Here is a 24,255-nt window from a genome sequence, read left to right as displayed (position 1 = left end):
TGCGTTGAGAATGCCCTTAGCGTAGTAGCAACTCTTAAATATGGCTGTAGGAGCGAGCTTGCTCGCGAAAACTCACAGACGCCGCGTTTATTCAGGAAGCACGCGTTATCGTTAACGTTTTTCGCGAGCAAGCTCGCTCCCACCTGTACTCAGAACACGTTGATCGGGTAATCCACGATCACACGGTATTCATCCACATCGCGGTCCACTGCAGAGTAGCCATTGCTGCCGCGATTGGTCGCCCATTGCAGGCGCACGGCCAAGTCCTTGGCCTTGCCGCCCTGCACCACATATTTCAGGTCGATATCGCGCTCCCAGTGCTTGGCGTCCTTGCCATCGGCGCTGTACCAGTTGCTGTAGCCACGACTGTTGGGGTCGACCTTGGTCAGGTCGGTCTTGCCGCTGATGTAGGACACGGCGGACGTCAGGCCGGGCACGCCGAGGCCGGCGAAGTCGTAGGCGTACTTGAGCTTCCAGGAGCGCTCGTTGGGCCCGTTGAAATCCGAGTACTGCTGGGAGTTGTCCAGGTACACGCTGTCGCCCTGGGTGATGTAGTCGAACGGCGTGTTGCCATTGACCCGCTGATAAGTCGCCGTGACGCTGTGGTTGCCCACGCCCACGGTGAAATGCAGGCTGTAGGTGTTGTTGTCGATATCCCCCAGCAGCGATTGGCCGGTGTCCTGGGTATGGTAGTAGTGCAGGCCGGGCGTCAGGCTGACCAGGTTGTTCAGGGCATAGGTGTATTCCACGTCGTAGTAATACTGGTGCCAGACGTCCTTGAGTTCGGAGGCGTACAGGTTGCTGGTCAGCCCCTCGATCCCGCTGAACGACACGCCAGCCCAGTCCAGATGCTGGCTGTCGGTGTTGGCGGGCAGTGTGCCGTAGCTGGTGCCGATGCGCCGATGGCCGCTCTGGTTGTAGAGCTTGGTAAAACTGGCCTGGCCACCTTCGATCATCCAGCCGTCAAAGCTGTGGTTGGTCAGGCTCACGCCACGGAAAGTCTGCGGCAACATGCGCGTCATGCCGCCGGCGATCACCGGGTTGTTGAGGAACAGGTCGCCGGCTTTCAGTTCGGTGTCGAAGGCGCGCAGCTTCAAGGTGCCGCCAGCCGTCGAGAACGAACCCGGCGCTTTGCCGTTGCCGCTGCCATACGGAAGGATGCTGGAACCATCCGTACCACCACCGCCGTCGAGCTTGAGGCCGAGCATGGCATTGACGTCCAGGCCGAAGCCGACGGTGCCCTGGGTGTAGCCGGATTCGAAGGTGCCGATAAAGCCCTGGCCCCATTCCTTGCTGTCATCGGTATGAATATCGCGCCGGTCGCGGTTCATGTAGTAGTTGCGGGTGTTGATCGTGAGGTGTGAACCCTCGACGAAACCTTCGACGGGCGGGGCGTCTGCCGCGTGGGCAAGGGGGATGATCGTTGCTGCGATTGCGAGGAATAACGGGGTGAACGTCAGCGAGTTCTTCACCGGTGGAGCTCCTTTGGTCAATCATGAACGGCCAGTGTCGTGGGGGTGTGCCCGGCCTTTTTTCACGGCAAAAAAAAGCCGCTGAAGTCAGCGGCTTTAAGACAGATTCCCAGTGTAGAGCCCTGGAAATAAGTCGAGGGAAATTCGGGTGAGTGGTCAGCTGCCTTTGCCGTCGCGCTCATCGATGCGTCAAAGTAACGCAGGCGAGCGGTGCGATACAGAGTGTAACAAGATAATAACTATTGCCCAAACCGCAACAGTGAGGGCCATGGGATCTTCTGTGGGAGCTGGCTTGCCTGCGATGCAGACACCTCGGTATGCCAGGCCTACCGTGGTGATGCTATCGCAGGCAAGCCAGCTCCCACATTTTGACCGAGTTGTTTAGATCGGCAGGGTGATACCAAACGTATTGCCACCGCCTTCACTACGCACAAACACATCCCCCCCATGCATCAACGCAATCGCCTTGACGATGGCCAGCCCCAGCCCATGATTGGCCCCGCTGTTGCTGCGCGATGCATCCACCCGATAGAAGCGTTCGAACAGGCGTGGCAAGTGTTCGCTGGCAATGACCTCGCCGGGGTTGGTCACGCCAATCGTCACCTGGTGTGCCTGCACTTCAATGTGCACGTCGATGACGTGCCCCGGCGCCGTGTGTTGCACGGCATTGCTCAGCAGGTTGATCAGTGCGCGACGCAGGTGGGCCTTTTCGATCTGCACCACGGCATCGCCGTGCACGCGCACTTCGACCTGGGCGTCTTCGAGGATGAAGTCCAGGTAGTCGAGGGTGGTGGCCACTTCATCGGCCAGGGCGCTTTCGATCAGCTTGGTGGCCTTGCTGCCCTGGTCGGCGCTGGCGAGGAACAGCATGTCATTGATGATCGAGCGCAGCCGTTCCAGTTCTTCCAGGTTCGATTGCAGCACCTCGAAATACTGCTCCGCCGACCGACCGCGAGTGAGGGCCACCTGGGTCTGGCCGATCAGGTTGGTGAGCGGCGAACGCAGTTCATGGGCGACGTCGGCGTTGAACGATTCCAGGCGCGAATACGCCTGCTCGACACGGTCGAGGGTGGCGTTGAACGAATTGACGAACTGGCTCAATTCCGGCGGCAGCGGCGACAGGTGCAGGCGCCCGGAGAGTTTCGGCGGTGCAAGCTTTTGCGCCTCATCCGAGAGTTTGCCCAGGGGCTTGAGGCCGATACGCGCGACCCAGAACCCCAACAGTGCCGCCAGTACCACACCGACCAGCGCCAGGCTGACCAATGCCACCAGCAAGTGATGCTGGGTGGCGCGGAAGTTCTCCGTGTCGATGGCAATCATGAAGCGCAGCGCCGGGCGCTGGTCCTTGGCTGCAAACTGGCTGACCAGCACCTTGAAGGGATAATCGTGACCCGGCAGGCGCAGGTCGCGCTTACCCGTGGCGCCCTCGGCAAAGGCACGAATCTGCGCATCCGGCTCACCGTATTCGTAGCTCGGGTCGCTGCTGACCACCCAGAAACGGATGCGCTTGTCTTCTTCCCCCAACAGCTTGAGCTTGGACCTGATCTTGGCCCAATGCTCCGGCGTGCCGAAGCGATTGATCGACGACTCCAGTACGCTGTAGCGCGCATCCAGCTCGGCACCTGGCAACAACCCCAGGCCACGGTCGACCTGCTGGTACAGCGCGCCGCCGATCAACAGAAAGATCAGCAGCGCCACCAGGGTGAACATGCCACTCAGGCGCAGGGCGATGGAATTAGCGACCACTGTGGTTTTCCTGCATGCGATTCTCCAGCACATAGCCCATGCCACGAATGGTGTGCAGCAGCTTGTGTTCGAACGGTCCGTCGAGCTTGGCGCGCAGACGTTTGATCGCCACTTCCACCACGTTGGCATCGCTGTCGAAATTGATGTCCCAGACCATCTCGGCAATTGCAGTCTTGGACAGGATCTCGCCCTGGCGCCGCGCCAATACGCTGAGTAGCGAGAACTCCTTGGCGGTCAGGTCCAGGCGTACACCGTTGCGGCTGGCCTTGCGGCTGATCAGGTCGATCCACAGGTCGGCGACGGTGACCTGCACCGGTTCATGGCCGCCGCTGCGGCGGGTCAGGGCTTGCAGGCGGGCCACCAGTTCCAGGAACGAAAACGGCTTGCCCAGGTAATCATCGGCGCCTTCGCGCAGGCCGCGGATACGGTCTTCCACGCGCTCGCGGGCGGTGAGCATGATCACCGGCGTCTGCTTGCGGGCGCGCAACGCTCGCAATACGCCAAAGCCGTCCAGGCCGGGCAACATCACATCGAGCACGATCACCGCGTACTCATTCTCCAGCGCCAGGTGCAGACCCTCGACGCCTTCACGTGCCACGTCGACGGTATAGCCTTGCTCCGTCAGGCCGCGGTGCAGGTAGTCTGCGGTTTTTTCTTCATCTTCAATAATCAGGACGCGCATGACCGCCTCAGTGTGTGGTCGCCAGCGCCAGCGCTGGTTTGGGCCTGTGGAAAAAACGTTCAAGGTACAAGTATATGACCGGCGTGGTGAACAGCGTCAGCGCCTGGCTCACCAACAAGCCACCGACCACCGCGATGCCCAGCGGCTGGCGCAGTTCCGCCCCGGGGCCTGCGCCGAGCATCAACGGCACGGCGCCGAGCAACGCGGCAAGGGTGGTCATGATGATCGGCCGGAACCGCGTGACGCAGGCTTCATAAATCGCATCTTCGGGCGGCAGCCCGCGTACCCGCTGCGCCTCCAGGGCGAAGTCGATCATCAAGATACCGTTTTTCTTCACGATGCCGATCAGCAGCACCAGGCCGATCAAGGCCATGATCGAAAAGTCCTGGCCCAGCAGCCACAACATGACCAGCGCACCGAGGCCCGCCGAGGGCAGGGTGGAAATGATCGTCAGTGGGTGCACAAAACTCTCATACAGCACACCCAGGATAATGTAGACCGCTACCAGCGCCGCGAGGATCAGCCAGGGTTGGTTGGCCAGCGAGCTCTGGAACGCCTGGGCCGCACCCTGGAAGTTGCCGATGATTGTGCTCGGCATCCCGATTTCGTTCTTGGCCTGGTCGAGCATGATCACTGCGTCGCCCAGGGCCACGCCGGGCGCGAGGTTGAATGACAGGTTGGCGGCGGGGAACATGCCGTCATGGCTGATGGACAACGGCCCGACTGTGGGCGGGTCGACTTTGGCCAAGGCCGACAGCGGCACCATTTCATTGGTCAGTGGCGAGCGCAGGTAAAAATAGTCGAGGCTTTCGGCCTTGCCGCGCTGTTGGCTGTCCAGTTCAAGTATCACTTGGTACTGGTTGATCTCGGTCTGGAACTCGTTGATCTGGCGCTGGCCGAAGGCGTCGTACAACGCCTGGTCGACATCGGTGGCGGTCAGCCCGAAGCGCGCGGCGGCCTGGCGGTCGATGCTGATATGGGTGATGCTGCCGCCCAGTTGCAGGTCGTTGGACAGGTCGCGAAACGCCGGGTTGGCGCGCAGTTTTTCGGTGAGGCGTTGGGTCCAGGTGTTCAGCGTCGGGCCGTCGTTGCTCTTGAGCACATATTGGTACTGGGCGCGGCTGGGGCCGGAGCTCAGGTTGATGTCCTGACCGGCGCGCAGGTACAGCACGATGCCCGGCACCTTCGCCAGTTGCGGGCGGATGCGGTCGATGAACTGGCTGGCGGACACATTGCGCTCACTGCGGTCTTTCAAGGCGATCCAGAAGCGGCCGTTGGCGATGGTCTGGTTGCTGCCGGTAACGCCCACCGAATGGGAAAACGCCTGCACCGCCGGGTCGGCCTTGACGATCTCGGCCAGGGCCTTGTGCTTGGCGACCATGTCCTTGTACGACACATCGGCCGCCGCTTCGCTGGTGCCGAGCACGAAACCGGTGTCCTGCACCGGGAAGAATCCCTTGGGAATGAACACATAGCCGACCACCGCCAGGGCCAGGGTTACCACGAAGATCGCGGCCATGCTGCGTTGGTGCGCGAGGGCACGGCGCAGGTTGCGCGCATAGCCGGCCAGCAGGCGTTCGCTGAAGCTGGGTTTGGCGTGGGCAGGGTGGGTAGGGGCACGCATGAACAAGGCGGCCAGCGTCGGTGCCAATGTCAGCGAAACCACCACTGAAATCAGAATGGTCGCGGTGGCCGTCAACGCAAACTCCTTGAACAACCGACCGACCACCCCGCCCATGAACAGCAGCGGAATAAACGCCGCCACCAGCGAGAAGCTGATGGATACCACGGTAAAGCCAATTTCTCCCGAGCCCTTGATCGCTGCTTCGCGCTTGCCCAGGCCTGCCTCCAGGTGCCGATGGATGTTCTCCACCACCACAATCGCATCGTCCACCACAAAGCCCACGGCGATCACGATGGCCACTAGAGTCAGGTTGTTCAGGCTGAACCCCATCACATACATCAGGGCGAAACTGGCCACCAGCGAGACACCCAGCACCGCAGACACAATCAGCGTCGCCGACAGTTGACGCAGGAACAACGCCATCACCGCCACCACCAGCAGGATGGCGATCAGCAGGGTCATTTCCACTTCGTGCAGTGAGGCGCGGATAGTCTTGGTGCGATCGGTCAACACGCTGACCTGCACCGAGGCCGGCAACATGCCTTGCAGGCGCGGCAGCTCGGCTTGAATGCGGTCGACGGTGTCGACGATGTTGGCGCCGGGCTGGCGCGAAATCACCAGGTTCACCCCAGGCGTATCGCCGGACCAGGCTTGTACGTAGGCGTTTTCCGAGCCGTTGACGACGTTGGCGATATCGCGCAGTTGAACTGGCGCACCGTTCTTGTAGGAAACGATCAGTTGGCCGTATTCCTCCGGGTGAAACAGCTGGTCGTTGGTCGACAGGGTGGACACGCTGTTTTCGCCATAGATCGCGCCCTTGGCCAGGTTGAGGCTCGACTGCTGGATGACCAGGCGTATATCGGCGAGCGTCAGGCCAATGGCCGCGAGCTTGTCAGGGGAGGCCTGCACGCGAATCGCCGGGCGTTGCTGGCCGGTGATGTTGATCTGGCCGACGCCGTCGATCTGGCTGATCTGGCGCGCCAGCAGGGTTTCCACGTAGTCGCTCAGCTCGGTGCTGGGCATGTTGCTGGAACTGACGCTGAGGATCAGCACCGGGCTGTCTGCCGGGTTGACCTTCCTCCAGGTAGGCAAGCTCGGCATGTCGCTGGGCAGCTTGCCGGACGCGGTGTTGATCGCGGCCTGGACTTCCTGGGCGGCGGTGTCGATGCTTTTTTCCAGGGTGAACTGCAGGGTCAAGAGGCTGGAGCCCAAGGCGCTGCTGGAGGTCATCTGGGTCATGCCGGGGATGGCGCTGAACTGCACTTCAAGAGGCGTGGCCACCGATGAGGCCATAGTGTCCGGGCTGGCGCCAGGCAGTTGCGCGGTAACTTGGATGGTCGGGAATTCCGCTTCCGGCAATGGCGCGACGGCCAGGTTCGGGAAGGCAATAATCCCCAGCAACACCAATGCGAAGGTCAACAGCAGGGTGGCGACCGGGTGATCAACGCACCAGGCCGAGGGCGACCGGCTGGCGCTCATGGCTGCACCTGGGCGTTGGCGGTGTGGATCACTTGCGGCGGCTCCTTGAGCACCTCCACCTGCGCACCGGCCTTGAGCCGCGATTGCCCATCGCTGACCAGCACATCGCCGGCCTGCACGCCTTTGATGATATTGATGTCGCTGTTCTGGTAGGCGACCTCCACCGGCACCACCTCGACTTTTTCAGCGCTTACGCGGTACACGAAATGTGAGTCCAGCCCGCGCTGCACCACGGTCGGCGGTACCACCAGGGCGTCCTTGTCGAGGGCCGTCTGGATTTTGATGGTCACCAGTTGTCCCGGCCATAGCTTATGCGCCGGGTTGCTGAACTCGGCCTTGGCCCGCAGGGTGCCGGTGGTGGAACTGATCTGGTTGTCGATCAGGCTCAGGTGGCCTTCGCCGAGCAGATCGCCGGTCTGGCCATCGGTGTCGGCGCCCAGGTAGGCGTCGACGGTGGCCCGGGTGGGGGCGGCGATCAGGCCCTGCAAGGTCGGCAGCATCTGCTGTGGCAGCGAGAACTCAACGGCAATCGGGTCGAGTTGGGTGACGGTAAACAGCCCCTGGGTGTCGCTCATGCGCAGGAAGTTGCCTTCGTCCACATTGCGGATGCCCACGCGGCCGCTGACCGGGGAGCGAATCTGGGTATAGGAGAGTTGTACTTGAGCCGCATCAATGGCCGCCTGATTGCCCTGCACCGTGGCCTTGAGCTGGTTGACCAGTGCCTGTTGCTGGTCATAGGTCTGTTTCGACACACCGTCGTCGATGCTTAGCGCCTTGTAACGCTTGAGATTGACCAATGCCACTTGCAACTGTGCCTGGCTTTCGCCCAATTGAGCCTTGGCCTGGTCGAGGCTGGCGCGGATCGAGCGGTCGTCGATGGTAGCCAACAGATCGCCAGCTTTCACCGATTGGCCTTCCTTGACCAGCAACTGGGTGAGGATGCCGTCGATCTGCGGGCGAATCATCACGCTGTGCAACGACAGCACTGAGCCTATGCCGCTGACAAACCTGGGAACGTCCTGTTGCGCGACGCTCACTACCCGTACCGGGATCGCCGTGGCCGCTGCCAGGCGGGGCTTGGCAGGCCGTGTTACTGCCCAGGCGGCCACCGCCAATACCAAGAGGATGCCCACCATCAGGGCCGTGTTTCGTTTTGTCTGCATGGGAGGCGCCGGGGCGCAGTTGCACGTTTTAAGCTGCAAGCTGCCAGTTGAAGGTTGGGTAGCTGCTTTATAGCCCGGTAATGCGGTCAGCACGGTGACGCCAAACTGACAGCCGCGACAGCTAGCGCTTTTTACTTGTGGCTTGAAGCTTACCGCTTGCCGCTTTGCCCCCGTATACTGGCGCTTTTACGCCTATCGCTGCGCCGGAGCCCCTATGACTTCCCCAACCCAACCCCCTGTCGACGCGGCTGACCTCGTCGATTCGGCCACCGCCGACGGCGTTGAAAAAGCCGAGATCCCGGCGTTCAAGTTCCCCTTCAAACCGGGTGAGCTGGCTGGCGCCAAGAATGCCAGCCAGCCCTGGTACAAAGGCGGCGCCAAGAACGGCCATACCAAGACGCCAGGCATGGCGCCTCCGGGCACTCGCCGCTCCATGGGTAAACGCTAAGATTAAAGCGTTGCGTGCGTTATAGGCAGTTGCCTACATCGCCCGTGGACATTTCTGCTTGTAGGTCCGCGACCGATTCTTGAAAGCTTGCACAGCGTTTGCTTCGTCCCGATGACGCTCATCGGGGCGTGGTGAGTCAGCTTTCCGGAAAAGGACATTCCCGTGGCCCTGATACACCTTTGTGCGGTGCTTGCCCTCTTGCTCTCGACAAGTGTCGTTGCCGCCGACGTTCAACCGCGGCGTGAAATCCGTTTCGCCGTCGCTGCACATTTTCCGCCTTTTCAAAGCCGCAATTCCCAAGGGCAATTGGTGGGGCTGAACATCGAACTGGGCAATGCCCTGTGCGAGCAGCTCAACGTGCGCTGTACCTGGGTTGACCAGATCGTCATGGAAAATTTCCCCGCTCTTGAGGCCAGGCAGTTCGACGCGATCATGGGCATGGCGCCCACCTGCAGTCGACGGCGACGGGTGAGTTTCACCCGTGATCTCTACCCGATCACCACTCGGCTGGTGGCGCGTAAAACCTCGGGCCTGCGCCCTAATCGACGGTCGCTCAGGGGCAAGCGTGTCGGGGTGCTGGTGCGCAGTAACCGGGAAGCCTTTGCCCTGTCGCAGTGGGCGCCGGCAGGGGTAATCATCAGGAGTTTCTGGCTCAACGACCAACTGGTGCAGAGCCTGGTTTCGGGCGATATTGACGCGACCCTTCAAGGCGCCGTGGAGATCCGAGAGGCCCTGCTAGACACGCCCCAGGGCTTGGACTTCAATTTCATGGGGCCGCCTGTGTCGTCTGGCCTGCTGGGTAATAGCGTGGCGATTGCGGTGCGAAAAACCGATACCGCGTTGCGTAATGAGCTTAATCACGCGTTTGAGCAACTGATGCACAATGGCGAATACCAACGCATCCTCCAGCCCTATCGCCTCGATGTGTTGCCTGCCCATCCATGAGCGCTATTGTGTGAGTGCAACTCTGTTCCCGAGAGGCGCCTATCTACCTGACACTCCGAGCTCCAAATGTGGGAGCTGGCCTGCGATGACGGCCTGACAGCTTGCGACTATCTAGCTGACGCCCCACAGTTGGATCGAGGGGCGTCAGGGAAATTGTCGTCGAATGGTAGGCCGTCGCGGGAGCAAGCTCCCTCGCCACAGGTCCAGCGTCGCGCTGAAGTTGAGTACATACCTACGCCAAAATAAGGCTGTAGTAGCCTAAGCCGCCCTCAACGAGATAAACGCATAATTGGCCGGCACCTCAGTGGCAATGCGCGCCCCGGCATCCAGCACCTGTTCAGCGATGTCCATCCCCGACACATGAAATACCCATTCATTGGCCATTGCCGGCAGTTCAGCCGCCTGTTCAATGGCCTGGGCAAACGCCCGCATGTCCGGCAAGTACGCGGTAAACCCGTCGCCCTTGAGTGCGGTCGTGCGAATGCCAAGCAACGCGCACACCGCTTCTTTGGTCTGCACGTCATCACGGTCGGCCTGGCGTGAACGGCGAATCAGCTCGGCCAGTTGCGCATCCATCAACTCACCACCGACGATCAGCGCAGGGCCTTGCTCCCAGGATTCCGGCGGGCAGTCCTTGGCGCTTGGGTTCAGTGGGATATGCGGGTTGATCTCCATCGGGTAGATGCGGCACACCAGCGGGCGCCGTTCGTAGATGCGGCAGCGGTTGTCTTCGTCAAGATTCCGGCAGCGTCCGGCGTTGTAGGCGGCAAAGGTAATTGCCACAAACGCCTCGGTATTGCCGCTGGGCACGATCACTGAGCGGCGCTCGGCATGTTCCCGTTGTTGCAGGGGCAGGCCCAGGCCGTTACCCAGAAAGCCCTCCACCAGAAAGATGACGTTACCGCCGTCCGCCGCCCAGCTGCGGGCTTCTTCGAGGGTCAGGGGCACATGATGGTCGCTGCAGCATTTACCGCAACCGACGCAGGAAAAGTGTGTGTTCATGGCGGATCTGTCACCAGGCAAGGTCAGAGGGCACGCTTGAGGGGTGACGGGTTTTTACCTCTATCTACCGCTCAAGGGCTCTGGAAGCAAGTTATGCGCCAGTGAGGATCAGCCCTTGGATACGATGTCGCGCAGCACAAATCGCATGCCCGCACTTTCATACAGTTGCCGGGCGCGCAGGTTGCTCTCCAGCACCTTGAGGTCCACATAGGGTTCACCGCGCTGCTTGAATACCTGGAAGCTGTGCAGCAGCAAGGCGCGGCCCAGCCCTTGGCCTTGGGCGCAGGGGTGTACGGCCAGGTTCTTGATAAAGGCGCTGGTCCAGCATTGGGCCACTGCGAGGACACCGTCGTGGTTACTGGCCACCAGACACAGCGTCGGGTCGTACTCGGCATCGGTGACGAACTGCTGGCGCCACTCCTCCAGGTGGCCGACACGGCCGCCGCCCTGGTCCTGGGTCATGCGCAGCACGGCATGGATCGCCGGGGCCAGTTCATCGCGATAATGATCCAGCCGGGTATCCGCTGGCCACTGCGGGGCGGGAAGGCTGCCGGTGAGGTCGCGACGCAGCAGCTGGTAATACTCGCCCAAGGCTTACAGGCCCTTTTGCGCCACGGTTTGTGCGGCGACGACCAGGCATTTGGTCAATTCTGGGGATGAGAATTTGGTGAGTACTGAGTCGGCACCGGCCAGGCGTGCTTTTTCGCTGTTCATCGCGCTGTCCAGGGAGGTGTGCAACAGCACGTAGAGGTCCTTGAAATCCGGGGTTTCGCGCAGGGTGCGGGTGAGGGCGTAGCCGTCCATCTCAGACATCTCGATGTCCGACACCACTACGTTGATCTGTTCAACCGTGCCTTGCAGCTCCAGCAACACGTCGATGGCTTCCTTGGCGCTGCGTGCGGTGTGGCAGGTCAGGCCGAGGTTGCGCAGGGTGTGGACCGATTGCTGCAAAGCCACCTGGCTGTCGTCCACCACCAGGATGCGGGCGTTGCCCAGCACTTCGGCTTCTTCCATGGTCAGGTCGGTCGGCGCCGCTTCAATCGGTGCCGGGGCGATGCCATGGATGACTTTCTCGATATCCAGCACCTGCACCAGCCCACCTTCCACCTGGGTCACCCCGGTGATAAACGCCCGATTGCCGCCGGAGCCGTAGGGAGGCGGGCGGATATCGGTGGTCAGGCAATGCACGATCTTGCTCACCGCCTGCACGTGCAGGCCCTGTTTGGAACGGCTGACATCGGTGACGATCAGGCAGCCGCCATCCGGGTCTTGCAAGGGCATTTCACCCAGGGCGCGGCTCAAGTCGATCACCGACAACGAGGCGCCGCGCAAGGTGGCGATGCCTTTGACGTGCGGGTGGGACTCCGGCAGCTTGGTCAACGGCGGGCAGGGGATGATCTCGCTGACTTTCAACAGGTTGATGGCCATCAGCTTGCCGCTGCGCAAGGTAAAGAGCAGAAGCGAGAGTGAGTCTGCGCGGGCTTTGGTGGTGGACATAAAAACCTTCTGTGGATCAGGGATGACGATCTATACACCGTTATCGACCTTGTCCTCGAAAACTGTAGGAGCGAGCTTGCTCGCGAAGAACTTCAAAGCGCCGCGTTAAAACAGATTTTGCGCGTTATCGTTGACGTTTTTCGCGAGCAAGCTCGCTCCTACAGTGGGGTGGGGTGTCAGCCCTTCCAGGCCTGTGGGTTCACCAGATCCTGCGGGCGTTGGCCCAGCAGGGCGCTGCGCAGGTTGTCCACGGCGCGGTTGGCCATGGCTTCGCGGGTTTCACCGGTGGCCGAACCAATATGCGGCAGGGTCACCGCATTGCTCAGCTGGAACAACGGCGATTCAGCCAGCGGTTCCTTTTCGTACACATCCAGCCCGGCACCACGAATGCGCTGGGTTTGCAGGGCTTCGACCAGCGCAGGCTCATCCACCACTGGCCCACGGGAGATATTGATCAGGATCGCGCTGGACTTCATCAACCCCAGCTCCCGGGTGCTGATCAGGTGATGGGTCTTGTCGCTCAACGGCACCACCAGGCAGACGAAATCCGCCTCGGCCAGCAACTGCTCCAGGCTGCGAAACTGCGCGCCCAGTTCCTGCTCCAGCGCGGTCTTGCGGCTATTGCCGCTGTAAAGGATTGGCATATTGAAGCCCAGGCGCCCACGCCGGGCCACGGCCGCGCCGATATTGCCCATGCCGACAATGCCCAGGGTCTTGCCGTGCACATCGCAACCAAACAAAGGCGCGCCCACGCTGGCTTTCCATTGGCCGGCCTTGGTCCAGGCATCCAATTCGGCCACGCGGCGGGCGCTGCTCATCAGCAACGCAAAGGCCAGGTCGGCAGTGCTCTCGGTGAGCACATCGGGGGTGTTGGTGAGCAGGATCCCGCGCTCATTGAAGTACGGCACGTCGTAGTTGTCGTAGCCCACCGACACACTGGACACCACTTCCAGCTTGCTCGCGCTTTCAAGCTGCTCGCGGCCCAGCTTGCGACCCACACCGATCAAACCATGGACGTGGGGCAGGGCTTCGTTGAACTGTGCATTGATGTCACCCAGCTTGGGGTTGGGCGCGATCACCTCGAAATCCTGTTGCAGGCGTTCGATCATCGGCGGGGTGATACGGCTGAAGGCCAGGACAGTCTTTTTCATGACAGAACTCCACTCAACATGTGGGAGCTGGCTTGCCTGCGATGACGGTGTGTCAGCCACTATTGTATTGGCTGATCCACCGTCATCGCAGGCAAGCCAGCTCCCACAATAAATTTTTAGGGGGTGGGAAGCAGCATTTCAAAATCAGTTCGCCATCCGCACACCACCGCTCAACTCATACGCCACCAACTCCGCCTGGTGCGCCGCCAGAATTTCCGGCAACGAACCGCGCAGGTATTCCACCCAGGTCTTGATCTTCGCATCCAGGTATTGGCGCGAAGGATAGATGGCGTACAGGTTCAATTCCTGGGACCGGTAGGTCGGCATCACCCGCACCAGTGTGCCGTTGCGCAGCCCTTCGATGGCGGCGTACACCGGCAGCAGGCCGACGCCCATGCCGCTGGTGATCGCGGTTTTCATCGCATCGGCCGAGTTCACCAGGAAGGGCGAGCTGTTGATCGCCACGCTTTCCTGGCCTTCAGGGCCGTTGAAGGTCCATTTGTCCAGCTGGACCACCGGGCTGACCAGGCGCAGGCACGCATGGTTGAGCAAGTCCTGGGGCCGCTGTGCGCAGCCCTTGGCCTTGACGTAGTCCGGCGAGGCGCAGGCGATGCTGTAGGTGATGCCCAGGCGCTGGGAAACGAAACCTGAGTCCGGCAGTTCGCTGGCCAGCACGATGGACACGTCGTAGCCCTCGTCGAGCAAATCCGGCACGCGGTTGGCCAGGGTCAGGTCGAAGGTCACGTCGGGATGGGTGCGGCGATAGCGGGCAATGGCGTCAATAACGAAATGCTGGCCGATGCCGGTCATGGTGTGCACTTTCAACTGCCCGGCCGGGCGCGCATGGGCGTCACTGGCTTCGGCCTCGGCCTCCTCGACATAGGCGAGGATCTGCTCGCAGCGCAGCAAATAGCGTTTGCCGGCTTCGGTCAGCGCGATGCGCCGGGTGGTGCGGTTGAGCAAGCGGGTTTGCAGGTGGGCCTCAAGGTTGGAGACCGCGCGCGAGACGTTGGCCGTGGTGGTGTCCAGTTGCACGGCGGCGGCGGTGAAGCTGCCGGCTTCGGCCACACAACTGAAGGCGCGCATGTTTTGCAAAGTGTCCATGGAGTGTTCTCAAGGGAGATAGCAAATTGTGACAGAAAGTTACGCTTTCAGTGATCCCTACCAACGGATTATCGCCTGAACGGTAACAAAGATTCACAGGAATGCCAGCTTATCGTCCTCCCTGGCGCCGCCTAGAATTGCGCCACCTCTCCCGCAACACCCTCTCAGGAATTCGCTTGCCGTGCCGCGTCGCATCAGCAGAGAGCTGAAGACTCTCAGTGTTTGGGCTTTAACGTCAGTCATCAGCGGTTGCATCGGAACCGGAGGAATCGCCCCGCAGGGCCAGGCGATCAACGCCAATAGCCTGGCCACCGACGCCGCGATCCAGAGCGCCGCCCGCGACGCCCACTGGCCCACCGCCCAATGGTGGCAGGCCTACGGCGACCCGCAGCTCAACCGTTGGGTCGAACTCGCCACCCGCAACAGCCCCAGCCTGGCCGTGGCCGCCGCCCGTGTACGGCAAGCCCGAGCGCTGGCCGGGGTGGCCGAGTCGGCCGAGTCGCTGCAGATCAACAGCGACACCACCCTCAAGCGCCACAACTGGCCGAAGGATCAGTTCTACGGTCCTGGCGAATTGAGCGGCGCCAACACCTGGGACAACAATTCTTCCCTGGGACTGAGCTACGCCCTCGACCTGTGGGGCCGGGAAAGCAACACGACCGAACGTGCGGTCGACCTGGCGCACATGAGCGCCGCCGAAGCGCGCCTGGCCCAACTCGAACTGCAAAACAACGTGGTGCGCGCCTATATCCAGCTGTCGTTGCAGTACGCCAACCGTGACATCGCGGCCGCCACCCTGGCCCAGCAACAGCAGATCCTGGACCTGGCCAATAAACGCCTGGCCGCCGGGATCGGCACTCACTTTGACGTCAGCCAGGCTGAAACGCCGCTGCCGGAAACCCATCGCCAACTGGATGCCCTGGACGAGGAAATCGCCCTGAGCCGTAACCAACTGGCGGCGTTGGCCGGCAAAGGCCCGGGGGAGGGCGCGCAATTGCAGCGCCCGACCCTGGCCCTCGCCGCGCCGTTGAAATTGCCCTCCAGCCTGCCGGCGCAATTGCTCGGCCAACGCCCGGATGTGGTTGCAAGCCGCTGGCAGGTAGCAGCCCAGGCACGGGGTATCGATGTGGCTCATGCAGGCTTCTATCCCAACGTCGACCTGGTCGGCAGCCTTGGCTACATGGCCACCGGCGGCGGCATGCTGGAATTCCTGGCCGGCAAGAAATTCAACTACAACGTCGGCCCGGCGATCACCTTGCCGATCTTCGACGGCGGCCGCCTGCGTGCGCAATTGGGTGAAGCCAGTGCCGGCTACGACATCGCGGTGGCCCAGTACAACCAGACCCTGGTCAATGCGCTCAAGGGCATCAGCGACCAGTTGATCCGCCGCGAGTCCATGGACAAACAGTCGGCCTTCGCCGCGCAGTCGGTGGCCTCGGCGCAGAAAACCTACGACATCGCCATGGTCGCCTATCAACGTGGCCTCACTGACTACCTCAACGTGCTCAACGCCCAAACCTTGTTGTTTCGCCAGCAGCAGATCGAACAACAGGTGCAGGCGGCACGCCTCAGCGCCCATGCCGAGCTGGTGACCGCCTTGGGCGGCGGCCTCGGTGCTGGCGATGATGTGCCCACGGCTGCCAAGACACTCCCAAGCAAGACTCCGGCGGCGCTCGCCGTGTTTGATCACTGAGTAGGCCTTGATGACTCCCTTGCCTGCACCGCTGCGCTGGCTGTATTCCCTTGAGTGGCGCCGTGGTTTCTTCGACTGGGCACGCAGTGATGGCGTGACCTGGGTGTATATCTTCAAAGTGCTGGTCGCTGCGTTCCTGACGCTGTGGCTGGCCATGCGCCTGGAACTGCCGCAACCGCGCACGGCGATGATCACCGTATTTATCGTGATGCAGCCCCAGAGCGGCCAGGTGTTCGCCAAGAGTTTCTACCGTTTCCTAGGGACCTTGGCAGGCTCGGCGGTGATGGTGCTGTTGATCGCCTTGTTTGCGCAGAACACCGAACTGTTCCTGGGGGCGCTGGCGATCTGGGTCGGCATTTGCACCGCCGGTGCCACGCGCAACCGCAACTTTCGCGCCTATGGGTTCGTGCTCGCCGGCTACACCGCGGCGATGGTCGGGCTGCCGGCCCTGGCCCACCCGGACGGCGCCTTCATGGCGGCGGTGTGGCGGGTGCTGGAAATCTCCCTGGGGATACTGTGCTCGACACTGGTCAGCGCCGCCATCCTGCCGCAGACCTCCAGCGCCGCCATGCGCAACGCGCTGTACCAGCGCTTCGGCGTGTTCGCATTGTTCGTGACCGACGGCCTGCGCGGGCGCAGCCAGCGCGAAGGCTTCGAGGCCAGCAACGTGCGCTTTATTGCCGAAGCCGTGGGCCTGGAAGGCTTGCGTAGCGTCACCGTGTTTGAGGACCCGCACATGCGTCGGCGCAACGGGCGGCTCAGTCGCCTCAACAGCGAATTCATGAGCATCACCACACGCTTCAACGCCTTGCACCAATTGCTCGAACGCTTGCGCGCCGATGAGGCAGACCATGTGGTGGCAGCGATCAAACCCGGCCTGCAAGACCTGGCCGAAGTGCTCGACAGCTTCTCTGGCCGCGCCCTCACCAGCCCCGATGCCGCGCGCCTGGTCAACCAACTGAGCGCCTACAAGGACGGCCTGCCCGCCAAGGTGCGCAGCCTGCGGGCGAGCTTCCAGGAGGGCAACCCGACGGACGCCGAGCAGTTGGATTTCCACACTGCCTACGAGCTGCTGTACCGTTTCGTCGACGACCTGCACAACTACGCGCAAACCCACGCGTCCCTGGCCGAGCATCGCCATGCGCGGGAGGATTGGCACGAAGCCTACACGCCAAAGACCAACTGGTTGGCCTGTGCCGCTGCCGGGGTGCGCGCCTCGTTTATCCTGGTTGTGCTGGGCAGTTACTGGGTGGCCACTGCCTGGCCCAGCGGCGCCACCATGACCCTGATCGCGGCGGCCACGGTGGGCCTGTCTGCTGCCACGCCCAACCCCAAGCGCATGGCGTTCCAGATGGCCTGCGGCACCTTGATCGGCGCCTTGGTCGGCTTTGTCGAAATGTTCTTCGTGTTCCCCTGGATCGACGGTTTCCCGCTGCTGTGCGTGATGCTCGCGCCGGTGATCATCTTCGGGGCCTTTCTGTCTTCACGCCCGCAATACGCCGGTGTGGGTGTGGGCCTGTTGATCTTCTTCAGCACCGGCTCGGTGCCGGACAACCTTACGGTCTACAACCCTTACACCTTTATCAACGACTACATCGCCATGGTCATTGGCATGCTGGTGTGCGCGGCGGCGGGGGCGATCATCCTGCCGCCCAACAGCCGCTGGTTGTGGCGCCGCCTGGAGCAAGACCTGCGTGAGCAAGTGGTGTATGCCATCAGCGGCAAGCTCAAGGGCCTGGCGTCGAGCTTTGAAAGCCGCACCCGCGACCTGCTGCACCAGGCGTATGGCCTCGCGGCCGGCGAGCCGCAGGTGCAGCGCGATTTGCTGCGCTGGATGTTCGTGGTGCTGGAGGTCGGCCACGCGATCATCGAGCTGCGCAAGGAGCAGGCGATTTTGCCGGTGCACCCGGCGTATGCCGAATCGCAGCCGTGGCGCCAAGCGATCCGCGTGATGGGGCGCTCGCTGGTGCGGCTGTTCCTGCAACCCAGCGCCAGCAACCTGGAGCGCGGGTTGATTGCCGTCGACCATGCGATCAGCCGTGTGCAGGCCACCGACGAACCCTTCGCCCCGCACTTCGACACCTCGGCCCTGCGCCGTGTGAAGAGCTACCTGCACTTTATTCGCACCTCGTTGCTCGACCCGCAATCGCCTCTGGCCGCCCTCAAAGGAGCCCCGAATGCCTCGTGAAATTGCATTCCACGGCATCTATATGCCGACCATGACCCTGATGTTCTTGATCGCAGCCGGGCTGGCCTGGGCGATTGATCGCTTCCTGGCCGGGTTCGACCTGTACCGTTTCTTCTGGCACCCGGCGCTGCTGCGCCTGAGCCTGTTCGCTTGCCTGTTCGGCGCCCTGGCGCTGAGCGTCTACCGTTGAGAATGCCCCGATGAAAAAGTTTTTCAGCCTGCTCGCCACCTTGCTGGTTCTGGCGTTGGCGATCTGGATTGGCCGCACGTTGTGGGTGCATTACATGCAAACGCCGTGGACCCGCGATGGTCGGGTGCGCGCCGACATTATCAATGTGGCGGCTGACGTCACCGGCGAAGTGGTGGACGTGCCGGTACGCGATAACCAGTTGGTGAAAAAAGGCGACCTGCTGATGCAGATCGACCCCGAGCACTACCGCATTGCCGTCAAGCAAGCGCAATCGCTGGTGGCTTCACGCAAGGCCACCTGGGAAATGCGCAAGGTCAACGCGCACCGCCGCGCCGACCTCGACGCCCTGGTGATCTCCAAGGAAAACCGCGACGACGCCAGCAACATCGCCGACTCGGCCCTGGCCGATTATCAGCACGCCCTGGCGCAACTGGAGGCCGCCGAACTCAACTTGAAACGCACGCGAGTGCTGGCGGCGGTGGACGGTTATGTCACCAACCTCAACGTGCACCGTGGCGACTATGCGCGTATCGGCGAAGCGAAAATGGCCGTGGTGGATATGAACTCGTTCTGGGTGTATGGCTTCTTTGAAGAAACCAAACTGCCCCACGTGAAGGTGGGCGACAAAGCCGATATGCAATTGATGAGCGGCGAGACCTTGAAGGGCCATGTGGAAAGCATCTCGCGCGGCATCTACGATCGCGACAACCCCGAGAGCCGTGAACTGATCGCCGATGTGAACCCGACCTTCAACTGGGTGCGCTTGGCCCAGCGTGTGCCGGTGCGGATTCACATTGATGAAGTGCCGGAGGGCGTGTTGTTGGCGGCGGGGATTACCTGCACGGTGATCGTCAACCCAACACAAAACTAAAAAATGTGGGAGGGGCAAGCCCTAATGCCAGTCAGTCAAGGCTTTTGTAGGAGCGAGCTTGCTCGCGAAAAACTCATAGGCGCCGCGTTCATTCAGGAAGCACGCGTTATCGTTGAGGTTTTTCGCGAGCAAGCTCGCTCCTACAGTGGGCGATGTAAGCCCCCTCATACATCTAGACCCGCGTCAGGCTTTGATAAAGGTCTCATGCAAGTGCCGCCACAGCAGCGTGCCACTGGCCTGTTTCTCGAACACCACTGTGGCGCGGCGGTCGGTCTGGGTGCCACTGTCGTCAATCTGATGCTCGCGATACGTGACCGTCGCGCCGCGTGCATGCTGGTCGATGCCGGTCATTTCACTCAGGGTGATTTTCAGTCCCGGACGCATCCCGCCCAGGCGCGTGAACAAGGCATTGACCCCGGCCGTGTTGACCCGCGTACCGGTGGCGGGCGCCACCATGCTGAACTCGGGTGAGAAGCGCGCCAGCAGATTTTCCAGCGTGCCCTCAGGCGCAACGCCGGCAAACCATTGTTCGATCTCGACGTGGGTCTGGATCACTTCTTCAAAAAAATCGCTGTAGTCAATCATGTTTGGGCTCGCTGCAAGGGTGAAGCAGCGCGCGTACCCTGGAAGCATCCAGGCGCAACACTGCGAAAAGCGGCAACAGGGTCAGAGCTGCCGCCATCGTGAAGGTAATCGCGAAGGAATCCAAGGCCGACAGTACGGCACTGAGCACGGCGGCGCCCACGCAGAAACTCACTTGCCGGTTCATGTTCCACAACGCGCTGGCGTGGCCCATGCGCTCGGCGGGAATATCCAGAAAGGCCAGGGTTTGTGCGGTGCTGCTGCACAAGCTGCCGCCCAGGCCCATCAAGACGTAGGCCGCAATAATCAGCGTCGGCTCGTTGAGCAGCAGGATACCGCCGCATTGCAGCGCCATGCCGGCCAGTAACAAGGGTTTGGGGCCGCAGCGATTGAAGAGTCGCTTGCTCAGGTAGATCGCCACGGCCGAGGCCAGTGCCCACGGCAGCATGAGCGCGCCGGTCTGGGTGGCGTCATACTCCAGGCCACGCACGTAGAGGATGGCGATCAGGCTGGTGCCGATAAATACCCCCGGAATACACAGGTAAACCAGCATTGCCACGCGCAGCATCGGGCTGGCGGCTTGTTTGAACACTCTGCCCAGGTCCAGGGGCGGGCGCTCGGTTAAAGGCACATCGGGTTTTATCCACAGCAGCGCCAGCAGCAGCGTCACTAGCGCCAGAGGCAGGTTGGCGTAGAAAATCCAACGCCAGGACAGGCTGTCGACAATCACCCCACCCAACGCCGGGGACAGCGCTGGCACCAGCAACGCCACCGACATCACCCGCGCTGTCAATTGGCTGCGCTCGGCCGCGGGAAAGTGTCGGTAAGCCATGGCTTGCCCCACCGGAATCAGTAAGCCGCCGCCGAGCCCCTGCAAGGCGCGCCAAGCTATCAACGCTTCGATGGAGCCAGCCTGGCCGACCATCACCGATGCGCCGGCAAACAGCAGCAGGCTGGTAGCGATCAGGGTGCGCTCGCCCATGAGCGCCGCCAACCACACACTCAAGGGAATGATCACTGTCAGCCCGAGCATGTAGGCATTGCTGATCCACGCTAACTGGGTGACCGAGGCGTGCAGTTCGCGGGCGATATCCGGGTAGGCGACGGTGGCGACAAACATGTTCACCAGGTCCAGGGCAAAGCCCAACAAAAAGATCCAGGCGACTTTCGAGCGGTAGGTCATGAACGCGTTCCTGCGAGTGGAGCCGGCAGGGTAGGCCGCACGCAGGGTTTGGGATACGTCGGTTTGCCTGCTAGTTTGTCAAAAATTTTTTGACAAAGGAGGGCGTCCACCATGGTCAGCCTGGACCGTTTTGACACTTTCAAGGCCGTGGTCGAGGCCGGCTCGCTCACCGCTGCCGCGGACCTGCTGGGCCAGACTCGCGCCGTGGTCAGCTTCAACCTCAAGCGCCTGGAGGCGGAACTCGGCGTCACCCTGCTGACCCGCAACACCCGCCAACTGGCACTGACCGACGCGGGTGAGCGCTTCTACCTGCGCTGCACGCGCATGCTTGAAGAGGCCCGCCTGGCGGTAGAAGAAGCCCGCAGTGAACATGCCCAGCTCAAAGGCACCCTGCGCATCACCACCACTGTCGAATATGCCCTGGCCGTAGTTGCTCCGGCGGTAGAAGCCTTTCGACGCCTGCACCCGGACCTGAATATCCACTTATCCACATCCTCCACCCACGCCGATCTGATCTCCGAGCGTTTTGACGTGGCGATTCGGCTGGGGCGCTTGCTGGACTCCAATCACCGCGCCGTGCAGTTGTCCACATTCGACGTGTTCGCCGTCGCGGCGCCGCAGTTTGCCGCAGTTCAAACCCTGGCTGAGTTGGAGCAGTTGCCCAGGCTGGGCCACGGCCGCTTGAGCGAACTGAGCGTCACCGACCCGGCAGGTCTCGACCACCCTTATCGAGCCGGCCCGTCAGCCTTGGTGGCCGACAGCGCGTCGGTCCTCCAGGCATTTGCGGTGCGCGGCCACGGTGTGGCGGTTTTACCGCAATGGTTGGTGCAGGGGGATGTCGACGCGGGACGCTTGGTGCGCCTGTTGGCGGACCACCGCTTTGCCCCGCAAGGGGTTTACGCGATGTATCCAGACACGCGGCATTTGCCGCTGAAGGTGCGGGCGTTCATTGATTTCATGAAACCTTAGAGCCTGCCGCCCAAGCCAAAGCGCTTCTTCAGCACCTTCTCCAACAACCCCTTGGGCAACAGCGCCGCCATCAACGGCAACGCGCGGCTGCCGTTGCCCGAACGCAACAGGCGCGGCGGTTGCGCTTGCTGCACCGCCTTGAGCACGTCTGCAGCAAACTCACTGGCCGGGGTTGGCTTGTCCTGGGACGCTTGGCTGCGTGCACGAATGCCCTCGCGCAATGGCCACCATGGCGACTGTTCCTGGATCAGTAACTCGGCCTGGGCGCCGGCATTCTTCGCAAAGCTTGTATTGATCGCACCGGGCTGCACTTCCATCACCCGCACGCCAAACGGTGCCAGCTCCATGCGCAGGGCGTCGCTCAACGCATGCACGGCGGCTTTGGATGCGCAGTAGGCGCCGGCGAACGGCGTCACCAATACGCCGGAAACACTGCCGATATTCACCACCAGGCCCTTGCTGCGACGCAAGGCAGGGAACAGCGCCTGGGTCACGCCGACGATGGAAAACACATTGGTTTCGAATTGGCGTTGCATCGCCTCGGTACCGCCGTCGAGCAACGGGCCCATGGCGCCGTAGCCGGCGTTGTTGACCAGTACATCCAGCTCGCTCAATTGCCCGGCCAGGAGTTGTAAAGCGGCGCTGTCATTGACGTCCAACTGCACAGCATTGAAGCCTGCGGCCGCGAGGGCGGCGACGTCATCGGGTTGGCGGGCGCTGGCCCATACCTCGAAGCCTGCGGCTTTGAACGCGTCGGCGAGGGCGCGGCCGATGCCGCTGGAGCAACCGGTGATCAGTACGTTGGGCATGGGTCCATCCTTTGTCAGTCCGAGAAACTGCCTTGCAGGTGCTCGGCGCGAAATTCCAGGGTTTGGGGGCGATAGCCGGGGCGCAGCGGCGGGGTGGGCAGGCAGTCATCCCAGGTGGCGCCCGCCTGCAACTCGCCGGGGCCGCGATAGCGTGGGGCGGCGTAGACATTGTCGGCCAGGTTGACCGTATCGCCCGGTGCGTAGGCGGCCACGCGCCAGCGCAGTTCGGTGAGCGGTACATCGTTGCCGTTGTTGAGGGTCAGTTTGAGCGGTCGGTCGGCGGGGCAGTCTTGCGGCGCGTAGGTGATGCGCAACTCAAGACGCGCCAGTTGTGACGCTTCGCGATTGTCCAGCCATACCACCCAAACCGCGACAAACCCCAGGCCGACGGCAGCGGCCAACGATACCGGCAGCGCCTTGGCCGGGTAGCGCAGCAGCAGGATCAGCCAGGTGATGATCAGGAGAACGCCGAAAAACATGGAGACCACCTCGAATAGGGAACGAGCATCCTAACTTAAGCGTAGGCGGGATGGGTTAGCTTGAGCATTGTGCTGGCCGGGCGCACGCCATCGCAGGCAAGCTGAACTGGTCAAGTAATCCCGGACACCGATTACGGTGTTTATGCCGCTTTTTGCTCCATGGCTATTGGCGACAGGTAGTTGTTGTAGCTGTGGAGCCTGATTCGATTGTATCGCATGAAGAAGCTGGTCATATCCTGCCTGGCTTCTTCAACTGTCGTATAACCCTTGGTGGGCACCCACTCTGACTTGAGCGTCCCGAAGAAACGCTCTGTTGGCGCGTTGTCCCAGCACTGCCCCCTGCGGCTCATGCTTTGCGTTATCCCATGTTCCAGCAGCTCAGACTGAAAGCGCTGGCTGGTGTATTGGCAGCCTTGATCCGAATGAAAGATCAAGCCTGCATGTTTGCCTCGAACCTCCACCGCCATTCTCAGCGCCTTGCTAACCAGGTCGGCGTCATTGATCAGGGAAAACGCCCAGCCAATGATTCGGCGGGCGAACAGATCAATGACCGCTGCCAAGTGATACCAGCGTTTACCAACCATCAGGCTGGTAACGTCGCCGCACCAGACCTGATTAATTGCGGCTGGCTCGAAGTTACGCTCGAGCAAGTTCTTGGCCACAAATGCTTCGACTCCTCTAGAGCGATACTGATGGCGGCGGCGCTGCCTGCTGGCCAGATTTGCCTCCGCCATGAGTTTTCCGGCCAGATGCCGTCCCACCTTGATCTGCTGGGCCTTCAAGTGCTGAGAGATCATCCGCGCGCCTGAACTTCCCCGGCTTTCGTCATGCAGTTGCACGACTTTTGCTCTGAGTGCGTCACGCTTGGTATTCGGCGCTGAGCGACGCTTAAGCCAGTCATAAAACGCGCTACGGGAAACGCCCAGCGCACTGCAAAGCAGGCAGGTCGGATATGAACTCGACTCTCTCAGTTCCTCG

22 protein-coding genes are annotated in these 24,255 nt (G+C 61.8%); 7 read left to right on the top strand and 15 right to left on the bottom strand.

Annotated elements, in window-relative coordinates:
- Window positions 1-149 precede the first annotated feature (149 nt).
- From FXO12_RS12860 to FXO12_RS12840, 5 genes are all read right to left on the bottom strand, one after another.
- Complete coding sequence (locus tag FXO12_RS12860; RefSeq protein WP_034126341.1) at window positions 150-1,472, bottom strand: OprD family porin; 1,323 nt, start codon at window positions 1,470-1,472, stop codon at window positions 150-152.
- A 381-nt stretch (window positions 1,473-1,853) separates the two neighbouring features.
- The gene (locus FXO12_RS12855; RefSeq protein WP_054898816.1) at window positions 1,854-3,218 is read right to left on the bottom strand and encodes a heavy metal sensor histidine kinase; all 1,365 of its coding nucleotides are present in this window, start codon (window positions 3,216-3,218) and stop codon (window positions 1,854-1,856) included.
- Complete coding sequence (locus tag FXO12_RS12850) at window positions 3,208-3,900, bottom strand: heavy metal response regulator transcription factor (protein WP_057976884.1); 693 nt, start codon at window positions 3,898-3,900, stop codon at window positions 3,208-3,210. Before FXO12_RS12850 ends, FXO12_RS12855 begins: the two co-directional genes overlap by 11 nt.
- 7 nt (window positions 3,901-3,907) lie before the next feature.
- The gene (locus FXO12_RS12845; protein WP_060772871.1) at window positions 3,908-7,003 is read right to left on the bottom strand and encodes a multidrug efflux RND transporter permease subunit; all 3,096 of its coding nucleotides are present in this window, start codon (window positions 7,001-7,003) and stop codon (window positions 3,908-3,910) included.
- The gene (locus FXO12_RS12840) at window positions 7,000-8,166 is read right to left on the bottom strand and encodes an efflux RND transporter periplasmic adaptor subunit (RefSeq protein ID WP_057976886.1); all 1,167 of its coding nucleotides are present in this window, start codon (window positions 8,164-8,166) and stop codon (window positions 7,000-7,002) included. The genes FXO12_RS12845 and FXO12_RS12840 overlap by 4 nt, the downstream gene beginning before the upstream one ends.
- A gap of 214 nt (window positions 8,167-8,380) precedes the next feature.
- Between FXO12_RS12840 and FXO12_RS12835 the strand changes: the two genes are divergently transcribed.
- Together FXO12_RS12835 and FXO12_RS12830 are read left to right on the top strand one after the other, a co-directional pair.
- Window positions 8,381-8,614: a hypothetical protein gene (locus FXO12_RS12835; protein WP_034126350.1), complete on the top strand. Its 234-nt coding sequence runs from the start codon at window positions 8,381-8,383 to the stop codon at window positions 8,612-8,614.
- A 162-nt stretch (window positions 8,615-8,776) separates the two neighbouring features.
- Window positions 8,777-9,559, top strand: coding sequence for a transporter substrate-binding domain-containing protein (locus FXO12_RS12830; RefSeq protein WP_034126351.1), 783 nt, complete (start codon window positions 8,777-8,779; stop codon window positions 9,557-9,559).
- 258 nt (window positions 9,560-9,817) lie between these two features.
- On the opposite strand, the gene FXO12_RS12825 is transcribed toward FXO12_RS12830, so the two are convergent.
- The 5 genes from FXO12_RS12825 to FXO12_RS12805 form a co-directional block, all read right to left on the bottom strand.
- The gene (locus FXO12_RS12825; protein ID WP_057976888.1) at window positions 9,818-10,561 is read right to left on the bottom strand and encodes a YkgJ family cysteine cluster protein; all 744 of its coding nucleotides are present in this window, start codon (window positions 10,559-10,561) and stop codon (window positions 9,818-9,820) included.
- Window positions 10,562-10,669: 108 nt separating this feature from the next.
- Window positions 10,670-11,152, bottom strand: a complete 483-nt coding sequence (locus tag FXO12_RS12820; RefSeq protein WP_034126353.1) for a GNAT family N-acetyltransferase — start codon at window positions 11,150-11,152, stop codon at window positions 10,670-10,672.
- Between the two features lie 3 nt (window positions 11,153-11,155).
- Window positions 11,156-12,058: a chemotaxis protein CheV gene (locus FXO12_RS12815; RefSeq protein ID WP_014716988.1), complete on the bottom strand. Its 903-nt coding sequence runs from the start codon at window positions 12,056-12,058 to the stop codon at window positions 11,156-11,158.
- Window positions 12,059-12,234: 176 nt separating this feature from the next.
- A complete protein-coding gene (locus FXO12_RS12810) occupies window positions 12,235-13,209 on the bottom strand; it encodes a D-glycerate dehydrogenase (RefSeq protein ID WP_054898821.1) in 975 nt (324 codons plus the stop codon).
- A 144-nt stretch (window positions 13,210-13,353) separates the two neighbouring features.
- On the bottom strand, window positions 13,354-14,313 hold the full coding sequence (locus FXO12_RS12805; protein WP_034126355.1) for a LysR family transcriptional regulator: 960 nt from the start codon (window positions 14,311-14,313) through the stop codon (window positions 13,354-13,356).
- Window positions 14,314-14,494: 181 nt separating this feature from the next.
- Between FXO12_RS12805 and FXO12_RS12800 the strand changes: the two genes are divergently transcribed.
- Genes FXO12_RS12800 through FXO12_RS12785 form a run of 4 tightly spaced genes read left to right on the top strand, consistent with a single transcriptional unit; the run spans window position 14,495 to window position 19,255 of the window.
- A complete protein-coding gene (locus FXO12_RS12800; protein ID WP_057976890.1) occupies window positions 14,495-16,006 on the top strand; it encodes an efflux transporter outer membrane subunit in 1,512 nt (503 codons plus the stop codon).
- 10 nt (window positions 16,007-16,016) lie between these two features.
- Window positions 16,017-18,194, top strand: a complete 2,178-nt coding sequence (locus FXO12_RS12795; protein WP_060772873.1) for an FUSC family protein — start codon at window positions 16,017-16,019, stop codon at window positions 18,192-18,194.
- Window positions 18,184-18,384 (top strand): DUF1656 domain-containing protein, encoded by a 201-nt coding sequence (locus FXO12_RS12790; protein ID WP_005784982.1) that lies wholly within the window; start codon window positions 18,184-18,186, stop codon window positions 18,382-18,384. Before FXO12_RS12795 ends, FXO12_RS12790 begins: the two co-directional genes overlap by 11 nt.
- A 10-nt stretch (window positions 18,385-18,394) precedes the next feature.
- Window positions 18,395-19,255, top strand: coding sequence for an HlyD family secretion protein (locus FXO12_RS12785; RefSeq protein ID WP_057976894.1), 861 nt, complete (start codon window positions 18,395-18,397; stop codon window positions 19,253-19,255).
- Between the two features lie 183 nt (window positions 19,256-19,438).
- On the opposite strand, the gene FXO12_RS12780 is transcribed toward FXO12_RS12785, so the two are convergent.
- Together FXO12_RS12780 and FXO12_RS12775 are read right to left on the bottom strand one after the other, a co-directional pair.
- Window positions 19,439-19,840 (bottom strand): hypothetical protein, encoded by a 402-nt coding sequence (locus FXO12_RS12780; protein WP_057976896.1) that lies wholly within the window; start codon window positions 19,838-19,840, stop codon window positions 19,439-19,441.
- Entirely contained in the window at window positions 19,833-21,020 is a 1,188-nt protein-coding gene (locus FXO12_RS12775; RefSeq protein WP_057976898.1) for an MFS transporter, read from the bottom strand. The genes FXO12_RS12780 and FXO12_RS12775 overlap by 8 nt, the downstream gene beginning before the upstream one ends.
- 111 nt (window positions 21,021-21,131) lie before the next feature.
- Here FXO12_RS12775 and FXO12_RS12770 point away from each other — a divergent pair, with 111 nt between their 5' ends.
- Window positions 21,132-21,989 (top strand): LysR family transcriptional regulator, encoded by an 858-nt coding sequence (locus FXO12_RS12770; RefSeq protein ID WP_057976899.1) that lies wholly within the window; start codon window positions 21,132-21,134, stop codon window positions 21,987-21,989.
- Here the strand turns inward: FXO12_RS12770 and FXO12_RS12765 are convergent.
- The 3 genes from FXO12_RS12765 to FXO12_RS12755 all read right to left on the bottom strand — a co-directional run bounded on the left by FXO12_RS12765 (window position 21,986) and on the right by FXO12_RS12755 (window position 24,248).
- Window positions 21,986-22,798, bottom strand: coding sequence for an SDR family oxidoreductase (locus FXO12_RS12765; protein ID WP_057976901.1), 813 nt, complete (start codon window positions 22,796-22,798; stop codon window positions 21,986-21,988). The genes FXO12_RS12770 and FXO12_RS12765 overlap by 4 nt on opposite strands.
- Before the next feature lie 14 nt (window positions 22,799-22,812).
- Complete coding sequence (locus FXO12_RS12760; protein WP_034126362.1) at window positions 22,813-23,277, bottom strand: hypothetical protein; 465 nt, start codon at window positions 23,275-23,277, stop codon at window positions 22,813-22,815.
- 140 nt (window positions 23,278-23,417) lie between these two features.
- Entirely contained in the window at window positions 23,418-24,248 is an 831-nt protein-coding gene (locus tag FXO12_RS12755; protein ID WP_232458742.1) for an IS3 family transposase, read from the bottom strand.
- Between the last annotated feature and the right edge of the window lie 7 nt (window positions 24,249-24,255).

This window comes from Pseudomonas sp. J380 (assembly GCF_009827115.1).
Taxonomy (GTDB): Bacteria; Pseudomonadota; Gammaproteobacteria; order Pseudomonadales; family Pseudomonadaceae; genus Aquipseudomonas; species Aquipseudomonas paracarnis.
This window is presented reverse-complemented; position numbering and strand designations above follow the sequence as displayed.

What these genes read in the sequence shown, in the direction of transcription:
- FXO12_RS12785 (WP_057976894.1), top strand. Translation starts at nt 18,395, where the DNA reads ATGAAAAAGTTTTTCAGCCTGCTCGCCACCTTGCTGGTTCTGGCGTTG.
- FXO12_RS12850 (WP_057976884.1), bottom strand. Translation starts at nt 3,900, where the DNA reads ATGCGCGTCCTGATTATTGAAGATGAAGAAAAAACCGCAGACTACCTG.
- FXO12_RS12835 (WP_034126350.1), top strand. Translation starts at nt 8,381, where the DNA reads ATGACTTCCCCAACCCAACCCCCTGTCGACGCGGCTGACCTCGTCGAT.
- FXO12_RS12790 (WP_005784982.1), top strand. Translation starts at nt 18,184, where the DNA reads ATGCCTCGTGAAATTGCATTCCACGGCATCTATATGCCGACCATGACC.
- FXO12_RS12795 (WP_060772873.1), top strand. Translation starts at nt 16,017, where the DNA reads ATGACTCCCTTGCCTGCACCGCTGCGCTGGCTGTATTCCCTTGAGTGG.
- FXO12_RS12765 (WP_057976901.1), bottom strand. Translation starts at nt 22,798, where the DNA reads ATGCCCAACGTACTGATCACCGGTTGCTCCAGCGGCATCGGCCGCGCC.
- FXO12_RS12780 (WP_057976896.1), bottom strand. Translation starts at nt 19,840, where the DNA reads ATGATTGACTACAGCGATTTTTTTGAAGAAGTGATCCAGACCCACGTC.
- FXO12_RS12760 (WP_034126362.1), bottom strand. Translation starts at nt 23,277, where the DNA reads ATGTTTTTCGGCGTTCTCCTGATCATCACCTGGCTGATCCTGCTGCTG.
- FXO12_RS12770 (WP_057976899.1), top strand. Translation starts at nt 21,132, where the DNA reads ATGGTCAGCCTGGACCGTTTTGACACTTTCAAGGCCGTGGTCGAGGCC.
- FXO12_RS12840 (WP_057976886.1), bottom strand. Translation starts at nt 8,166, where the DNA reads ATGCAGACAAAACGAAACACGGCCCTGATGGTGGGCATCCTCTTGGTA.
- FXO12_RS12775 (WP_057976898.1), bottom strand. Translation starts at nt 21,020, where the DNA reads ATGACCTACCGCTCGAAAGTCGCCTGGATCTTTTTGTTGGGCTTTGCC.
- FXO12_RS12815 (WP_014716988.1), bottom strand. Translation starts at nt 12,058, where the DNA reads ATGTCCACCACCAAAGCCCGCGCAGACTCACTCTCGCTTCTGCTCTTT.
- FXO12_RS12845 (WP_060772871.1), bottom strand. Translation starts at nt 7,003, where the DNA reads ATGAGCGCCAGCCGGTCGCCCTCGGCCTGGTGCGTTGATCACCCGGTC.
- FXO12_RS12825 (WP_057976888.1), bottom strand. Translation starts at nt 10,561, where the DNA reads ATGAACACACACTTTTCCTGCGTCGGTTGCGGTAAATGCTGCAGCGAC.
- FXO12_RS12805 (WP_034126355.1), bottom strand. Translation starts at nt 14,313, where the DNA reads ATGGACACTTTGCAAAACATGCGCGCCTTCAGTTGTGTGGCCGAAGCC.
- FXO12_RS12810 (WP_054898821.1), bottom strand. Translation starts at nt 13,209, where the DNA reads ATGAAAAAGACTGTCCTGGCCTTCAGCCGTATCACCCCGCCGATGATC.